We start from the raw sequence: 16,462 nt of genomic DNA, 5'->3' as shown, positions 1-16,462 counted from the left end.
CGCGTCACCCCGAAACCACAACGCCGCCATCAACGGCCATACACTGCCCGGTCATCCCGCGGCTGGCCTCGGACGCCAGAAACAGTGTCGGTGCGATCATGTCCTCGGGCGTCAGATGTTCTTTCAGGCATTGCCGGTCCAGATGTGCGGCTAAATCTTCCGGAGTGGCCCACATATCCAGCTGTTTTTGAGTCAAAACCCAACCAGGTGCCAGCGCGTTTACTCGGATTTTCTTCGGCCCCAACTCGCGCGCCAATGATCGCGTCATCCCAGTAATTCCGGCATTCGACGTCGTGTAAATCGGATAGCCTGCATTGCCCATCATATAGCTGATTGAACTGAAATTGATGATTGCCCCACCGTCTTTCATTTGCCGCGCAGCTTCCTGACACGCGAAATAGTAGGCTTTCAGGTTCACCTCGATCATCCAGTCCCAGAACTCGGTCGTGGTTTCTTGCAGTGAGTGTCGTTGGTCATTAGCTGCGTTGTTTACCAGCACGTTCAGAGGGCCATGAGCTTCGGCGGCTTTGGCCATTGTCGCGTGCAGCAGTTCCGTGTCCGTCATGTCGCCTTGCAGAAACAGCGGTGCGCGGCTGTGTTTGTCTCTCATCTCTTGGACAAACCCGCTGGCATCCGAGCGGCCGATGAAGGCCACATTGGCCCCCTGAGCCATGAACCCGTCCGTGAGCGCCGCGCCAACACCCGAACCGCCGCCGGTGATATAGACGGATGCCCCGTTCAAATCGTGGAAAGTTGCTGGTTGAGTCATCAGTGGCTCTCTCTGGTCACAAGGCGGGTGTCTTTGCCGACAAGGAAATCCAGATCGGCCCCCTGATCCGCCTGCAACACGTGGTCGATATAAAGTTTCGCATAGCCGCGGGTGTAGTGCGGATCATCCGGTTGCCATGCGGCGCGGCGGGCGTCCAGTTCGTTTTCGTCCACAAGCAGCATCAGTTCGCCTGAGCTGGCTGAGACGCGGATACGGTCACCGGTTTTCACCAGTGCCAGCGTGCCACCCGCCTGCGCCTCTGGGCTGACATGCAGGATAACGGTGCCATAGGCGGTGCCGGACATGCGCGCGTCCGAGATACGGATCATGTCGCGCACGCCCTCTTTCACCAGCTTGGCCGGGATGGGCATGTTGCCGACCTCGGGCATCCCCGGATAGCCTTTGGGGCCGCACCCTTTGAGCACCAGAATGGTGTCGGGCGTGACAGGCAGGTCGTCGCGGTCGATATTGGTTTTCAGGTCTTCAATACTTTCGAACACATAAGCTTCGGCTTCGGTTTCCAGAAGCGCATCCGTCGCCGCAGAAGGCTTAACGATGGCCCCGTTCGGCGCCAGGTTGCCGCGCAGAACGCGCAGACCCGCGGCGGGTTTCACGGGATCGTCGAAAGGGCGGATGACATCTGCGTTGAAACACTCGGCCCCTTCGTAATGGGCTGAGATATCCTTGTTCAGAACCGTCTTTGCCGGGCGCAGGAAGGGTTTGAGTTCGTTCAGAACGACCGGGACGCCGCCTGCGTAGCAGAAATCCTCCATCAGGTATTTGCCGGAGGGCATGCAGTTGACCAGTAGCGGGATTTCGGACCCGATCTCAAAGTCCTTCAAGGTCAGGTCAACCCCAACACGACCCGCCAGCGCCAACAGATGCACCACAGCGTTGGTCGAGCCGCCGACAGCGGCGTTGGCCAGAATGGCGTTCTCAAATGCCTCTTTGGTCAGGATATCCGAGGGTTTGAGGTCTTCATCCACCATTTCGACAATCCGTTTGCCGGTCAGATGCGCCAGTGCCATCCGGCGAGCGTCAACGGCGGGTAGGGCGGCATTGGTGGGCAGGGACATGCCCATCGCCTCGACCAGCGAGGCCATGGTACTGGCCGTGCCCATAGTCATGCAGACACCAGCGCTGCGGGACATGCCGGATTCGGCGTTCATGAAGTCCTGGAGAGTCATCTCTCCGGCCCGAACGGCCTCAGAAAATTTCCACACATCGGTGCCCGACCCGATGTCCTGCCCGCGGTACTTGCCGTTCAGCATCGGGCCGGAGCTGACGACGATTGACGGTAGATCGACCGAGGCGGCACCCATCAGTTGACCCGGCGTGGTCTTGTCGCAGCCGCCCAGCAGGACAACGCCGTCGATGCCATAGGCACGGATCGACTCTTCGACATCCATCGCCAGCAGATTGCGGAACAGCATGGCTGTTGGTTTCATCTGGGTTTCGCCCAAGCTCATCACCGGGAACTCGACCGGGAAACCCCCGGCCTCCCAAACGCCACGTTTGACGCCCTGGGCCAGATCGCGCAGGCCCGAGTTGCAGGGAGTCAGTTCGGACCAGGTATTGCAGATTCCGATGATGGGACGGCCATCAAAAGCATGATCGGGGAAGCCCTGGTTCTTCATCCATGATCGATGGATGAAGCCATCCTTGTCGAGTTTTCCATACCAATGCTGTGAGCGGCGTTTTGTCATTTTGTCGGAGCTTTTTCTGGCAGGGGTTGGATATGAGTATTTGTGAAAAGATGAAGATCAGGCGGCTCGGGCTGGACGGCACCAGTCAGGCAGCCAGTCGGCATGGGCGGTCAACAGGTCCGTAACAAGGTTGCGGATTTGCCGCAGGTCCAGTTCGGCAGCTGTATGCGGGTCCATTATGGCGGCATGATAGATGTGCTCGGGATTTTGGTCGATCAGAGCGCGGACAGTCAATTCCTGAACATTGATCTGGGTGCGCATCAGGGCGATCAACTGCGGCGGAATATCCGCCACCACAGAGGGTTGCACGCCATTGGCGTCTATCAGACAAGGGGTTTCGACCGCAGCACCCAGCGGCAGTTGCGGGATTTGGCCTGTATTCGGCAGATTTCCGTATGCCGCATAAGGAGTGTCAGTGACGATTGCGTTCATCAGATCGGCGGCGAATTCATGGCTTCGGATGACTTCGATTTCGCGCCCATCTGTCAGGGTTTTGGCCTGTTCTTTCCAACTGGCAACCTGTTCTTCGCAACGGGTGGGGTATTCGTCCAGCGGGATCGAGAACTGGTCGATCAGGTCGTTGCGTCCGTCCTTGATGAACCAGGGGACATATTCTGCAAGATGCTCGGAGCTTTCGGTGCAGAAATAGCCCAGATGATCCATCACTTCGTAGCGCACTTTGTTGGGGCAGCGCGGCATCAGCAGCGGAGGTTTGGGCAGGCGACCGCTCGCGTAGCCTTGGCGTAGCGCCGGGTAGAGATCGTGGCCCCGATGATCGAGCCGCAGAAAGAATGCCACGTGGTTGACGCCCGCCACCTTGTAGCGGATTTCTTCTTTTGGCAGGTCCAGATCGTGTGCCAGTTCCTCGACCGTGTTCTGTACTGAATGGCACAGCCCCACATGTCTCAGGGTCGGGAAACGCTCGGCCAGGGCCCATGTGTTGATCGCCATCGGGTTTACATATTGCAGCAGCGTCGCGTTCGGGCAGAGCTGCATCATGTCCCTCGCGACGTCCCACAAGACCGGAACCGTGCGCAGCCCACGCATGATGCCCCCGACGCCCAGCGTGTCGGCAATCGTTTGTCGCAAACCGTATTGCTTGGGGATTTCGAAATCCGTCACCGTGCAGGGCTTGTATCCACCGATCTGGAAGGCGGTGATGACAAAATCTGCGCCGTCCAGAGCCGCGCGGCGGTCTGTATGGGTGGACACAGTTGCGCCGGTGCCAACGGACCGGATCATCGCCCGGGCGACGGCTTCGCTTTCGGCCAGACGCTGACCATCGATATCCATCAGTGCGAAGTGACTATCGGCCAGCGCAGGGGTCAGCAGCGCGTCGCCCACGATGTTTTGCATGAAAATCGTGGACCCGGCACCGATAAATGTAATTTTGGTCATTTTACAGCTCCGAGGGTCAGGCCCGCGATGAAGTGTTTCTGCATCAGGAAGAACATGGCCACCGGTGGTAGCGCCGCAACGATGGAGCCTGCGCTCATCAACTGATAGGCGGCGCGGAATTGCGCGTTGAAACTGGTGATACCTGCAGTGACGGGCTGGCTTTCGGCGCCTTGGGTCAGGACGACGGCCCAGAAATAATCGTTCCAGATGAAGGTGAAGATCAGAACGCTGAGCGCAGCAATCGCGGGCTTCATGAGCGGCAGCACCACGTACCAGAAGATGCGCCATTCACTGATGCCCTCGACACGCGCGGCTTCGATCAGCTCAAAGGGCAGGGCACGGATGAAATTGCGCATGAACAGGGTGCAGAACCCGGTCTGGAAGGCGATGTGGAAGAGAACAAGGCCGGTTTTGGTATTGTAGAGGCCCAGTTGCAATGTCAGGTCGCGGACCGGCACCATCAGGATCTGGAAGGGCACGAAGTTGCCCGCCACAAACATGAAAAAGATCCAGAGGTTCGATCTGAATTTGTAGATCCCAAGCGCAAATCCAGTCATGCAGCTGAGCGCGACGGCGCCGATCACCGTTGGGATGGTGATCAGGAACGAGTTCAACAGATAACGCGGCATGTCAGAGTTGAAGAAGACCTGACCGTAGTTGTAAGCGCCCTCAAAGCTGGACGGCATCCCCCAATAGTTGGCATTGGTGAAATCCGCCGCCGGTTTGACTGAGAACAGGGCCACCGCCAGCAGTGGACCCAACCACAATAGCAGAGCAAGAGGCAGCATGGCCTGATAGGTGATCTGCGCCGCGCGGGGTTGTTTTTCGATAGGTTTGGGAAACATCTCAGTGCCCCTTCTCTTCGCGGTACATCGACCAAAGGAAATAGGCGATGAAGCACAGCATGATGAGGAACAGCACCACAGCAATAGCGGCACCGTATCCCATGCGGAAACCGTATTCGGACAATGCGACCTCGAACATATAATAGGCCAGCACGCGGGACGATCCGAAAGGGCCGCCCTGTGTCATAATCGAGATCAGGTCGAAGCTGCGCAATGCGCCGATGATGGTGACGACAAAGGCGATGAAGGTCGCGGGGCGCAGTTGCGGCAGGATGATGTGCCACAGCATTCGTAAGCCTTTGGCACCATCCAGACGCCCGGCCTCGATCTGTTCGGGGTCCACGGCGTTCAGGCCGGTCAGGTACAGGATCATGCAGTAAGCGGTTTGCGGCCATAGACCGGCAAAGATGATACCATAGGTCACGAAACGTTCGTCACCCAGTACGTTCAACGGGCCGAGGCCGAAGAGGCCTAGGAACTCGTTCAGCAAGCCGAAGGTCGGATCGTAAAACCACGTGAACACAAGGCCCACGACCACCTGAGAAATCACGAAAGGAAAGAAAAATAGTGATTTGTAAAGGCGAATGCCCCAGACGGTCTGGTTCAGGAACAGGGCGATGAACAGGCCCGCCGGGATCGCCAAAAGGTATAGCACCAGCCAGATCAGATTGTTCTTGAGAGAGATGTAGAACGCATCCCGGTCCACCCATTCCCAATAGAGGTCTTCGTAGTTGCGAAAACCTACATATTCCGCCGCGCCCAGTCCGTCCCATTCGTATAGCGACAGGTTTATCGACTCGAACAACGGGATGATCACATAAACAGAAAAGAACAGAAGGCCAGGGGCCAGAAACAGCCAAGGGGCGATGCGTTGTTGGTTCCTGTGGAACCAACTTTCCTGTTGTAATGAGTCAACGGCAACGGTCATAGGATATCTCGGATTTGGTGGGGTTAAGGCGGGCCGAGGTCCGCCTTACTGTTGAGGGCGACGCAGGCCGGGCCTCAGCCCGGCCCATGCCGGGTCAGTTTTCGTAGATACGCCCGCGAGCGCGTTCAAGTTTGGCCAGAATCCGGTCCAGTTCGTCAGGTTTGACCATGAATTCCTGGAAGCCTTCCATTGAGACTTTGGCCATTTCCGCAGGTGCATCACGATCCCAGAACTGTGCAATTCCGCCAGGGCTGTTGGTGGACAGCATTTCAAAGCCCTGCTGCAGGAATTTGTCGTTATCCACCGACGATTGAGCGTTCACCGGTAGCTGACCAAGGTTCGCGCCGTTGTTGATCTCGGTCTGTTCCTCGGCAGAAACCACATGGCGCAAGAATTCGCGAGCAGCTTCTTTGTTCGAGGCATTGGCCGGGATGTGGAACGTGTCGGTCGGCGCGTCTTCGGCCAACTCAACATCCGGGTTGATCGCGACGAACTGGTAGAAGTCCAGCTGATCGTCGGTCAGTCCTGCCTCACGAAGAGGTGCCACAGCAAAGTTGCCCAACAAGATAGCTGCGGCGTCGCCCTGAACTATGAGAGGAAGGGATTCTTGCCAGCTACGCGCCGTGTGGTCGTCGGGGAACGCGCCCATGTCGATGAGTTGTTTCCAGTTGGCGAATGTCTGCTTGACCCGGTCATCTTCCCAGCTTGCTTCGCCATTTGCCAGTTGATTGTGGAAATCAAACCCGTTGGTGCGCATGTTCAGATAGTCGAACCAGCCTCCGGCGGTCCAATAATTCCGCGTGCCAATCGTGTAGCAGATGCGCCCGGAATCGACGATCTTCTGGCAGTTGGCCAGTTCTTCTTCCCAAGTGGTCGGTTCAGACAGGCCCAGCTCATCAAAGATGTCTTTGCGGTAGTAAACGCCCCACTGGTAGTAGGTATAGGGCACGCCCCACTGCTTGCCGTCGATGGTCATCGCGCCTTTGGTCGAGGCGAGGTTTTCGGCAATCTCGGGTTCTTCCCAAAGATCCGACACATCCTCGAACAGGCCTGCCTCGACATAGGGTTTCATACGGTTCGCCGCATACCAGTTGGCGACGTCCGGTGTGTCAGCCGTCAGGAAATTTCGAATCTGCGTCTTGTACGCCTCGCGGTCGATCACGGTGGTTTCGATTTCAAGGCCGGGATGTTCTGCCGCAAACCTTTCGATCATCGCCTCCATCGTCGCGCGCGGCGCCGGGTTGGATGTGTCCAAGAAGATGCGCAGTTCGCCCGTCAGTTCAGCTGCTGCCGGAAAAGCAAGTGCAACGCTCATAGCCAGAGCGGCTGTTGTGCGCTTGTAGATGGAATGCATGGTTTCCTCCCTTAGCTTCCATTCTGGTTCCAAATAATGAAACTTAGTTTTATATATTGAAAACTACACATCGACTCGGTTAGTCTTGTCAAGACCCTCGTGCTTTGGCCCGAGGAGCAAGCGGAGGAGAACTGGCGCCCGTGGCAGGTGATGGAACAATAGGCAAGGCATGTGATGTGCTGGATCATGTGGCGTCGTTCGAGCGCCCGGTAAGGTTCGGTGAGCTGTTGGATAGCAGCGATTTTCCTAAGGCGACCCTGTACCGATTCCTGCAATCCCTGACCAACCAGGGGATGCTGTCCTATGATCGCGACCGACAGACCTATGCGCCCGGAATGCGGTTGGTGCGGTTGGCCCACGCGGCCTGGACGCAAAGCTCTCTGGCGCCGATTGCGCGCCCGTTTCTGGATGGCCTTAGTCAAGAGACCGGGGAAACCGTGCATTTGGCGCAGCTCGATTCCGGCCAGGTCCTTTACGTCGACAAACGCAATGCAGCGCAGCCTGTCGAGATGTATTCACAAGCCGGCAAAGTTGGCCCGGCATATTGCACCGGGGTCGGCAAGGCGATGCTGGCGTTTCTGGAAGAAGAAGCGCTGAAAAGTGCGATTTCCCGGCAAAGTTTTCACCGCTTTACCGACAAAACACTGACTTCAGAGCAGTTGCTGCGCGCTGATCTTGACCAAATTCGCGACCGTGGCTTTGCCATCGATGACGAAGAACACGAGCCCGGCATCATTTGCGTGGCAGCCCCGATTCTGACTTCGAATAGCCGGATGCTAGGAGCGATTTCTGTGACCGGATCTACCGAACGAATGGATTTCAATCAACTCGAAGCCTGGGTGCCACGTGTCCGGCGTGTGGCCGAACAAATTGCGGCCGAGGCACAAGCCTGGCGGTTTCCCGAAATGCGCCCAGATTCCAAAAAAGACAGGATGCAAGTGACATGACAGGTGTAATTCTGAACCAGGCGATCAAGCGGTACGGTCAGACTCAGGTCATTCATGGGATCGACCTGCAGATTGAAGATGGCGAGTTCTGCGTTTTTGTTGGCCCCTCAGGATGCGGCAAATCCACTTTGCTGCGGATGATCGCGGGGTTGGAAGAAACCTCGGAAGGCGAAATTCACATAGGCGCACGCGACGTGACTCATGTGGACCCGGCCAAGCGCGGCGTGGCGATGGTGTTCCAGACCTATGCGCTCTATCCCCATATGACGGTCGCCGAAAACATGGGATTTGGCCTGCGCATGAACGGTGTCGCAAAGGCTGAGATAGATCAAAAAGTTCAGGAGGCTTCGAACATCCTGAAGCTTGACCCCTACCTTAAACGTAAACCCAAGGCCCTGTCGGGCGGCCAACGGCAACGCGTCGCGATTGGCCGTGCAATTGTTCGTGGCCCAGAGGTTTTTCTGTTCGACGAACCCTTGTCCAACCTGGATGCCGAGCTGCGTGTAGAGATGCGGGTCGAGATCGCTCGCCTTCATCAGGAAATCGGGGCGACCATGATCTACGTGACCCATGATCAGGTCGAAGCCATGACCATGGCCGACAAGATCGTGGTGCTGCGTGACGGTCGTATTGAACAGGTCGGCGCGCCAATGGACCTGTACCGCGATCCCGACAATCGTTTTGTTGCTGGCTTCATTGGCTCGCCCGCGATGAACTTTCTGGAGTGTGACTATGCCGACGGCCATGTTAGCCACCCCGCGTTGACTCAACCTCTGCAGGTGTCCGCCGCTGTTCCTTCGGGTTTGACCAAAGTGACCTTGGGGATGCGCCCGGAACACATTCAGATAGACCGCACGGCCGAAACCTGCACCGTTGACCTGACCGAAGCGTTGGGAGGCGTGTCCTATTCTTATCTTTTGACGCCCAACGGCGACAAACTGATTGTCGAGGAACGGGACGATCAACGCAGTGCAATTGGCGACCGGATCGGCATCTCAATCCAGCCCGAGCGTGCCATGGTATTTGATCCTGAGACTGGCAAGCGCTTCCGCTGATCATCGAAAACAATAGATGAGTGTGCCAGGTCGAGCTTGATAGACTTTAGTTCTTTCGATCATTTCACTGATTGGCCCAGGCTTGAAGTGACGGCACATTGGGCTTGGTTGTTTCAATTCATCGGCTTTTCAATCCGACCGTGGCAAAACGCGCAGCCATAGATGATTGATTCCCAGCCCAACGTAATTTAAGGGAAGCCCTGTCAAAACAGAGTCACCCAGGGGCCGTATCACGATCGCGCCCCTCCCGCGCCGCTTTGATGTGGCCTCAACTCTTGGATCGCACGCCCCTGAAAGGCTTAAAAAAGGTAAAAGAATATGGCAGATAAATCGAACTTCGACATATTGTATACCATTGTAGACGAAGCGCCTGAGCTGGCCAGCGCGTCGTTTCTACCCATCATTCGCAAGTTCGCGTCTGCTGCGGGCGTCAGTGTTGGCACCAAGGATATTTCTCTTGCCGGGCGCATCCTTGCCACCTTCCCTGAGAAGCTTACAGACGAACAACGGATCACAGACGATCTGGCCGCTCTGGGTGAGTTGGTGAAAACGCCCGACGCCAATGTGATCAAGCTGCCGAACATTTCGGCCTCGGTTCCGCAGTTGGTGGCAGCGATAGAAGAGCTTCAGTCGCAGGGTTATGATATTCCAAGCTACCCTGAAGAGCCTTCGACCGACGAGGAAAAGGCGATCCGCGCGCGGTATGACGCCATCAAGGGCTCGGCCGTGAACCCGGTGCTTCGCGAGGGCAACAGCGACCGCCGCGCGGCGCGTGCTGTGAAAAACTATGCCCAGAAGAACCCGCATTCGATGGGCGAGTGGTCATCGGACAGCAAAACCAAAGTGTCGTCCATGCCCGGCAATGATTTCTACGCCAACGAGAAATCGGCCACCATCACCGCCGCTCAGGCAGGCGATGCGAAGATCGAATTCGTCGGTAAAGACGGCAATGTCACCGTGCTGAAAGACGCCTGGCCGCTGGCCGAGGGCACTGTAGCTGACGCGACATTTATGTCTGTCAAAGCGCTTTCGTCGTTCCTGGCGGACGCCATTGAGGACACCAAAAAAGACGGGACCATGTTCTCGCTGCACATGAAAGCCACGATGATGAAGGTCAGCGACCCGATCATCTTTGGCTATGCGGTCAAGGCGTGGCTGGCCCCGGTGTTCGAGAAGTTCGGTTCTGAACTGGATGCGTTGGGTGTGAACCCGAACTCAGGTCTGGGCGATCTGCTGGAGCGCGTTCAGGGCAATGCCGACATAATGGCGGCTATTGATGCCCTCAAGGCGGATCGTCCGTCTATGTATATGGTGGACTCGGATCGTGGCATCACCAACCTGCATGTTCCTTCTGACGTGATCATCGACGCCTCGATGCCCGCTGTGATCCGCGCGGGTGGCAAGGGATGGGATGAGACCGGTGCCAAGGGCGACACCAACTGTGTGATCCCCGACCGGTGCTATGCTCCTGTCTATGACGAGACCATCAATTTCTTCAAAACCAATGGTGCGCTGAACCCGGCCACCGCTGGTGCCGTCGCAAACGTTGGCCTGATGGCCCAGAAGGCTGAAGAATACGGCTCGCACCCAACCACGTTCCAAGCCCCTGCCGATGGCACGATCCGCATTGTTCTGGCTAATGGTGAGACGCTACATTCCCACGACGTTGAACAGGGCGACATCTGGCGGTCTTGCACTGTCAAGACAGCGCCGATCGAGAACTGGATTCAATTGGCGATGGACCGTCAGCGCCTGACCGGGTCCGAGGCGATTTTCTGGCTGGACGCAAATCGTGCCCACGATGCCGAGCTGATCAAATACGTCAAACCGGCGCTTGAGGCAGCTGGTGTGGCTGACAAGTTCCAGATCATGGCCCCGCGCGAAGCAACCCGCCAGTCGTTGGAGACCATCACGGTCGGAAATGACTCGATTGCCATCACCGGAAACGTGCTACGGGATTACCTGACCGACCTGTTCCCGATCCTCGAACTGGGTACCTCTGCCAAGATGCTGTCGATCGTCAAGCTGATGAATGGCGGCGGCCTGTTCGAAACCGGGGCAGGGGGCTCGGCTCCGAAGCACGTGCAACAGTTGGTTGAGGAAAATCACCTGCGCTGGGATTCGATGGGTGAGTTCTGTGCTTTGGGTGAATCGCTGAACTTCTTGGCCGACAGCAAAGGTAACGCCAAGGCAGGTGTTCTGGGTGCCGCAGCCGAGGCTGCAACGCAGGGCATTCTGGACAACAACCGTTCCCCCAGCCGCAAGGTGGGTCAGCCTGACAATCGCGACAGCCACTACTGGTTTGCACGGTACTGGGCCGAAGCTCTGGCTGCACAATCTGATGATGCCGATCTGGCCGCCGAATTTGCACCGCTGGCAACCGAGTTGGCAAACAAGGAAGAGCAGATCTTGTCGGAACTGGCCGCCGCTCAGGGGCCTGCTGCTGACCTGGGTGGTTATTATCATACCGATCCAGCTAAAACTGCAGCCGTAATGCGCCCCAGCGCCACGCTGAACGCGATTATCGGTTAATCGGAAAAAAGCAAACGGGCGAAATTCGCTCGCTGAACAACGTATCAAAGGACCGCCTCTGTGCGGTCCTTTTTTCATGAGAAACACGTAGGTTTTGATGCGAGCAGAGAGTTCGGCAGTCTGAGGTTCGCCGCGCATGTTCTGCGATGCTAGGTCGTGCAGTCAAACAAATGCTGAAACAGCGGATAGTTAAATTGTTAGGAGAAATAAACAATATTTTTCGACACCTTAGTTGAAAATTCTGCAATTTACGGGATTCCCCTAATAGCGCGAAAATTCTGTCTGGCTTAGATATGAGGAGACAAAGAATTTCACTGGTGAGGCCTTCGGGCTATATCACTCACTCAGAAAATGACCAGCATTTGGGGTGCTGGTCATTTGCATTTTCGGTACAGAGAAACCTTCTTACCAGCCAGCGTGTTCATTCCCTGAAAACTGGTATCATCAGAGTGCGTTTTTTACTTTTGAGAAATCTGCGTGGCTCAGCCAACTCGGCGGGTTTCGGCTTTTACAAGCGATGGCTGCATTTGGTTAGCCGCTGATGCAGCAACACCTGTGTGCCGCAGATAGGAAAGACGCCGCGCTTCCCGACGCGCCAAAGCCAGTGATTCCAGAATCAGCGCGCATACGATTGCGAGCATAGTTGCGACAAATCCGGATACCGCCACGACGAGAGATGGAATTCTATCTACAAGTCCCGTTGCCAAAAACTCTCTGAAGACTGAAACAAAAACGAAAAGCGACGGCAAAAAGATCAACAGGGCCAAAGACAGGAAAAACGCAATTGGTTTTTCATCTTTGATCAGCAGGCCGATCATTTTAAGAATTCGCCATCCGTCAGAGAATGTGGCCAGTTTGGAGTTCGAGTTCGGCAAACGTGAAGAGTATTTCGTCTGCACCTCATCGATCGGCATACGCATTTGCATTGCATGTACCGTCAGTTCCGTTTCAATTTCGAAACCGTTTGAAACCGCAGGGAAGCTTTTGACAAATCGCCGGCTGAAAACACGGTACCCGGATAGCAAGTCGTTAATTTTGCTTTTGAAGAAGAACTTCACAAGCCCGCTGAACAAGGCGTTTCCGAGCTTGTGGCCGCGCCGATAGGCCTCGGTTTCTTCATTCACTCGCGCGCCATTAACCATATCCAAATTCTGCGAAACGAGCAGGTCGATCAATTCGGGTGCTGCGGTACTGTCGTAGGTCGCATCCCCGTCAGCCATAACGTAGATATCCGCATCGACGTCAGCGAACATCCTGCGGACAACGTTGCCTTTGCCCTGATATGTTTCGGAATAGACAATTGCCCCTGCTTCCTGCGCAATTCTGACGGAGTCATCAGAGGAATTGTTGTCGAACACGTAGATTTCAGCATCTGGCAGCGCAGCACGGAACTGACGAACTGTTTCGCCAATCGCGATTGCCTCGTTGTAACAGGGCAATATTACGGCAATGTCCAAACCCGATCTTTTGACCGGCGTCAGCGGACCTTTTTGAAGATCGATTGCACCCTGTATCATGTGTAACTCACGCTCTGTCAGCCGCATCAATTCAAAGATGGTTGTGTTTAGGGCCAAAATGCCGGGTATATGGGGCCCTTGTGAAGCAGATTAGAGGCCAAATTTTGTCATCTCAAGAATGCGTCTGTTTCCAGCAAGCAAAAAAAGGGGCCGATTGAAGGATCGGCCCCATAGTTTCAGCTGAACCGAGGGATCAGTTCGAAGCTGCGTTCAGTTTTGCATTTTGCTCGCGCAGCGAGTCCGAGATAATCGCATACCATTCGCCAGACTCGCGCATTTCGTTCAACCCTTTGTTCATCATTGCGATGTATTCACGTGCGAACGGGTTTGTACGATGCGCCAGGAAGCTCATCGATGACAGCGTCGAAACATAAGGATTTTCGATGATGTCAGACGAGGTCAAGCCCATGTCGTTCATTGTGGATGCGAATAGATCAACCTCGAACGCGGCCACATCCGCCGTGCCGGTCAAGACTGCATCCAGGCATTCACGAGCGGAATTCGGTTGGACAACAGTTGTATTATCACGGTTTAAGCCGACCTCTTCCAGAACGACCATGCTCCAACCTGCCATCCGGCAGATGGTGGAACCTTCAAGATCGCCGAAATCCGTAGCGTTTGCATACTGGCTTTCCGGCAGAGTGAAGAAGCCGCCGACAACGTCGTAGACTGGAACTGATGCAACAAACTGGGTGCAGCGCGCAGTTGTTTCAGCTGACCATTCGTATGTGCGGTTTGTGCAATCCGGGACAGTCCAAGCGATAGAGATGTCAAACGCACCAAGTGGCAACAAGGTATCAAGGTGCGAGCTCCAGTCATCAACGAAACTGACCGAATAATCGCGTTGGTTACCAGCGCGTTGAAGGCTTGTGGTCGCCAGACGAGTCATGATGCCACCACCGCTAAGATTCTCGGTTGTAAACGGTTCCCAGCCATTACCGGCAACCATTTTGATCGGCGGAGCATAGACGTTGGAACGCTTGATGCTGGCCGCACGCTCTTCTTCAGCCGCGATGATTTCCTGAGCACTCTGACCGTTCGGAAGGCTGCCATCCTCACAGGGCAGGGCCAGCACAAGACCGGGGCCCAGATCGTTGGGGTTTGTAATTTCGTTCCGGTTCGCGTTGAAGATCGGCTGATAGTTCGACGTGCCGTAGGCTGCGATGGCAATGGTCGCCATGGTGTCACCGTCTTGCACGGTATAGTTGGTACAGGCTTCCTGTGCGGCTGCGGCACCCGCGCTCAGAGCGGTGATCGCGGTTGCCGAAAGCGCTACCTTCTTCATCTTCTCGTTAAACATGTCCACTTCCTCCAGACTTTAGTTTGTCAGGCCAATTCGCGGCCTTATCCATTTTCCATTTGATGACGCAGGGCGGTCGACACGATGTCGCGCCATTCGCCCGATTGCTGCATGATTGCCAGACCTTGATTCAGCGTCTCAAGGATCGCTTCTCCATCAGGATTATCCTTGTGGGTCATGACGTTAAGTGACTTGATAGCCGCCAGATTGGGGTTCTCGATAATCCGGTGCTTGTACCCAAGCCGATCGATTGCCTCGACCGCCAGATGCGCTTCGATTGCGACAATATCTGTGGTTCCTTCCATAAGGGCATGGAAGCAATCATCCGGCGAAGTCGGACGCATAAGTTTAATAACGGGCTCGTACAGGCTGACTGCGTCCAAATGTGACAGAGACCAACCTTCCGGACGGCAGATCGTCGTTCCGGCAAAGTCGACATAGCTCAGAGTTTGCTCGTATCCTGAACCTTCGCGGGCAAAGAACGTGTCCACGACCTCATAGAACGGGTTCGAGAAGTTGTAGGTTTCGCAGCGGTTGCGATCATTTTCGGACAGCGCTTCCGCTTCCTCGCAATTGGGGCGCGACCATGGGAAGGTGGCGTCAAATGCTAGGGTTGGCATCAACAGATCCAAATGCGATGACCAGTCATTCACGAACTGAATCTTGTAACCTTGTTCAGGTGCGGCGCGCAGCATCGCGGTTTCGACAAGGTTGGTGTAAAGGCCGCGATTGGGCAGTGCTTCGTCCGTGAACGGCGGGTAGTTGCCTCCGGTGATCAGCAGCAACTGACGGTCACGAATTTCAGGCCTTTCACCCGTTCCCGCGTTCCGGATCAAAGCAGCGCCTTCAGAACGTGCAGCTTCAATTTCTTTTTCCGCTGCCGCCCGTGCTGCAACGACTGCTTCTTCACTCGCTTTCTTTGCTTCGGCTTCGGCGGCTGCAACACGGGCTTCTGCTTCGGCCACGGCTTTCTCAGCGCGCTCTTCAGCGGCCTTTACAAGCTCGGCTGCCATTTCGGCTGCCAGCCGTTCGGCTTCGGTATCAGCAAGCACCGGCGCACGGCCGACATCCTCAAGGCAGGGCAGTTCCAGAACATCGCCGACACGGATGATGTTGGGGTTAGAGCCGATGACATCCCGGTTCGCATCGAAGATGATCCGAAAATCCTCGGTCGCATAAACCTCGATTGCCAATTCCCGCAGGCTGTCGCCGCGCTGAATTTCATAGCTTGAACATGCCTCTTGCGCAGACGCCGCGCCTGTGGCGGCAGCAAGTGCTAGGCTTGATATGAATAGGTGCTTTTTCATGGGTCCTGTTGCTTTGCCTTTTTAGGTTCTTGTCAGTTTCGCGACCGCGATCGACAGATTGTCTTGATCCGGGTCGTTTTTGGATTGCACAGCCTGATGCAATGCTTCGGCTATATCCTGAGCCAGCCCCTGCTGATGTTCACGTAGAATGGATTGAATTTCGGCGTCGCTGATGTACTGCAACCCGTCACTTCCAAGGATCAGGATATCAGCGGGTGTCACGATCAGCGGGTCTTCCGGACAATCTACCATTGGAATTGCGCCACCCATGATCACCGAGGTCAGTTGATTGCGATCCATATCCTGCGCTTCGGCGTCAGTGATCTCGCCTGACGCCACTTTTGCGTCGATGACAGGTGCCATCGAGTGATCTTCGTTAACCTGAGTCAACGCGCCATCGCGAAACAGGTACAGTGGGCTGTCGCCGATCGAAATCCAGAACACGCGCTGGCCAAGCAGAAGGATACCCAACATGGTCGAGCCCATGTTGAAACCCTTGCCTTGCGCCTCGTTATGGCTGGCGATCGTGGCATTGGCTTGCATTGCTGCCAATGGAAGCGCGTCAATTACCGATCCTTCGCTTAAGGTCTCAGCCTCAAGCTCAGCATCCAACGCGTCGCGCCACGCGGCAACAACCATTTCCGAGGCCACTTCGCCGGCGTCGTGACCGCCCATTCCGTCGGCGATCACTACGTAACCCGCGTCCGACGCGTCGAACATGCGAGCCGCAATCGCGTCTTCCTGCGTTTCCCGCTGACCCTGGTTCAGGATCAGCGCAACATCATATGCCGGAGTTGCCAGCAT

Annotated in this window: 13 protein-coding genes; 3 read left to right on the top strand and 10 right to left on the bottom strand. The window is 55.8% G+C overall.

Annotated elements, in window-relative coordinates; genetic code table 11:
• Window positions 1-4: 4 nt before the first annotated feature.
• The 6 genes from ACR0LF_RS08690 to ACR0LF_RS08665 all read right to left on the bottom strand — a co-directional run bounded on the left by ACR0LF_RS08690 (window position 5) and on the right by ACR0LF_RS08665 (window position 7,000).
• The gene (locus ACR0LF_RS08690) at window positions 5-769 is read right to left on the bottom strand and encodes an SDR family NAD(P)-dependent oxidoreductase (RefSeq protein ID WP_480576780.1); all 765 of its coding nucleotides are present in this window, start codon (window positions 767-769) and stop codon (window positions 5-7) included.
• The gene (locus tag ACR0LF_RS08685; RefSeq protein WP_480576783.1) at window positions 769-2,475 is read right to left on the bottom strand and encodes an IlvD/Edd family dehydratase; all 1,707 of its coding nucleotides are present in this window, start codon (window positions 2,473-2,475) and stop codon (window positions 769-771) included. The genes ACR0LF_RS08690 and ACR0LF_RS08685 overlap by 1 nt, the downstream gene beginning before the upstream one ends.
• 57 nt (window positions 2,476-2,532) lie before the next feature.
• Entirely contained in the window at window positions 2,533-3,873 is a 1,341-nt protein-coding gene (gene melA, locus ACR0LF_RS08680; RefSeq protein WP_480576785.1) for an alpha-galactosidase, read from the bottom strand.
• Window positions 3,870-4,718 carry a carbohydrate ABC transporter permease gene (locus tag ACR0LF_RS08675; protein ID WP_480576788.1) on the bottom strand — a complete coding sequence of 283 codons (849 nt, stop codon included), beginning with the start codon at window positions 4,716-4,718 and terminating at the stop codon, window positions 3,870-3,872. The genes melA and ACR0LF_RS08675 overlap by 4 nt, the downstream gene beginning before the upstream one ends.
• Window position 4,719: 1 nt before the next feature.
• A complete protein-coding gene (locus tag ACR0LF_RS08670; RefSeq protein WP_480576791.1) occupies window positions 4,720-5,646 on the bottom strand; it encodes a carbohydrate ABC transporter permease in 927 nt (308 codons plus the stop codon).
• Window positions 5,647-5,740: 94 nt separating this feature from the next.
• The gene (locus tag ACR0LF_RS08665) at window positions 5,741-7,000 is read right to left on the bottom strand and encodes an ABC transporter substrate-binding protein (protein WP_480576793.1); all 1,260 of its coding nucleotides are present in this window, start codon (window positions 6,998-7,000) and stop codon (window positions 5,741-5,743) included.
• A 140-nt stretch (window positions 7,001-7,140) separates the two neighbouring features.
• On the opposite strand from ACR0LF_RS08665, the gene ACR0LF_RS08660 reads away from it, so the two are divergent.
• From ACR0LF_RS08660 to ACR0LF_RS08650, 3 genes are all read left to right on the top strand, one after another.
• Window positions 7,141-7,947 (top strand): IclR family transcriptional regulator, encoded by an 807-nt coding sequence (locus tag ACR0LF_RS08660; protein ID WP_480576795.1) that lies wholly within the window; start codon window positions 7,141-7,143, stop codon window positions 7,945-7,947.
• Entirely contained in the window at window positions 7,944-9,002 is a 1,059-nt protein-coding gene (locus ACR0LF_RS08655) for an ABC transporter ATP-binding protein (protein ID WP_480576798.1), read from the top strand. The genes ACR0LF_RS08660 and ACR0LF_RS08655 overlap by 4 nt, the downstream gene beginning before the upstream one ends.
• 318 nt (window positions 9,003-9,320) lie before the next feature.
• Window positions 9,321-11,534 carry an NADP-dependent isocitrate dehydrogenase gene (locus tag ACR0LF_RS08650; RefSeq protein WP_480576801.1) on the top strand — a complete coding sequence of 738 codons (2,214 nt, stop codon included), beginning with the start codon at window positions 9,321-9,323 and terminating at the stop codon, window positions 11,532-11,534.
• 482 nt (window positions 11,535-12,016) lie between these two features.
• On the opposite strand, the gene ACR0LF_RS08645 is transcribed toward ACR0LF_RS08650, so the two are convergent.
• From ACR0LF_RS08645 to ACR0LF_RS08630, 4 genes are all read right to left on the bottom strand, one after another.
• Window positions 12,017-13,078 (bottom strand): glycosyltransferase family 2 protein, encoded by a 1,062-nt coding sequence (locus ACR0LF_RS08645; protein WP_480576804.1) that lies wholly within the window; start codon window positions 13,076-13,078, stop codon window positions 12,017-12,019.
• 166 nt (window positions 13,079-13,244) lie between these two features.
• Window positions 13,245-14,351, bottom strand: coding sequence for a peptidoglycan-binding protein LysM (locus ACR0LF_RS08640; protein WP_480576807.1), 1,107 nt, complete (start codon window positions 14,349-14,351; stop codon window positions 13,245-13,247).
• A 44-nt stretch (window positions 14,352-14,395) separates the two neighbouring features.
• Window positions 14,396-15,658: a substrate-binding periplasmic protein gene (locus tag ACR0LF_RS08635; RefSeq protein WP_480576810.1), complete on the bottom strand. Its 1,263-nt coding sequence runs from the start codon at window positions 15,656-15,658 to the stop codon at window positions 14,396-14,398.
• 21 nt (window positions 15,659-15,679) lie between these two features.
• On the bottom strand, window positions 15,680-16,462 hold the full coding sequence (locus ACR0LF_RS08630; RefSeq protein ID WP_480576813.1) for a PP2C family protein-serine/threonine phosphatase: 783 nt from the start codon (window positions 16,460-16,462) through the stop codon (window positions 15,680-15,682).

Source organism: Ruegeria sp. E8, from assembly GCF_056533985.1.
This window is presented reverse-complemented; position numbering and strand designations above follow the sequence as displayed.

Excerpts from the sequence above, each read along its gene's own strand:
- ACR0LF_RS08690 (WP_480576780.1), bottom strand. The coding sequence starts at position 769 with ATGACTCAACCAGCAACTTTCCACGATTTGAACGGGGCATCCGTCTAT.
- ACR0LF_RS08685 (WP_480576783.1), bottom strand. The coding sequence starts at position 2,475 with ATGACAAAACGCCGCTCACAGCATTGGTATGGAAAACTCGACAAGGAT.
- melA (WP_480576785.1), bottom strand. The coding sequence starts at position 3,873 with ATGACCAAAATTACATTTATCGGTGCCGGGTCCACGATTTTCATGCAA.
- ACR0LF_RS08675 (WP_480576788.1), bottom strand. The coding sequence starts at position 4,718 with ATGTTTCCCAAACCTATCGAAAAACAACCCCGCGCGGCGCAGATCACC.
- ACR0LF_RS08670 (WP_480576791.1), bottom strand. The coding sequence starts at position 5,646 with ATGACCGTTGCCGTTGACTCATTACAACAGGAAAGTTGGTTCCACAGG.
- ACR0LF_RS08665 (WP_480576793.1), bottom strand. The coding sequence starts at position 7,000 with ATGCATTCCATCTACAAGCGCACAACAGCCGCTCTGGCTATGAGCGTT.
- ACR0LF_RS08655 (WP_480576798.1), top strand. The coding sequence starts at position 7,944 with ATGACAGGTGTAATTCTGAACCAGGCGATCAAGCGGTACGGTCAGACT.
- ACR0LF_RS08650 (WP_480576801.1), top strand. The coding sequence starts at position 9,321 with ATGGCAGATAAATCGAACTTCGACATATTGTATACCATTGTAGACGAA.
- ACR0LF_RS08645 (WP_480576804.1), bottom strand. The coding sequence starts at position 13,078 with ATGCGGCTGACAGAGCGTGAGTTACACATGATACAGGGTGCAATCGAT.
- ACR0LF_RS08640 (WP_480576807.1), bottom strand. The coding sequence starts at position 14,351 with ATGTTTAACGAGAAGATGAAGAAGGTAGCGCTTTCGGCAACCGCGATC.
- ACR0LF_RS08635 (WP_480576810.1), bottom strand. The coding sequence starts at position 15,658 with ATGAAAAAGCACCTATTCATATCAAGCCTAGCACTTGCTGCCGCCACA.
- ACR0LF_RS08630 (WP_480576813.1), bottom strand. The coding sequence starts at position 16,462 with ATGCTGGCAACTCCGGCATATGATGTTGCGCTGATCCTGAACCAGGGT.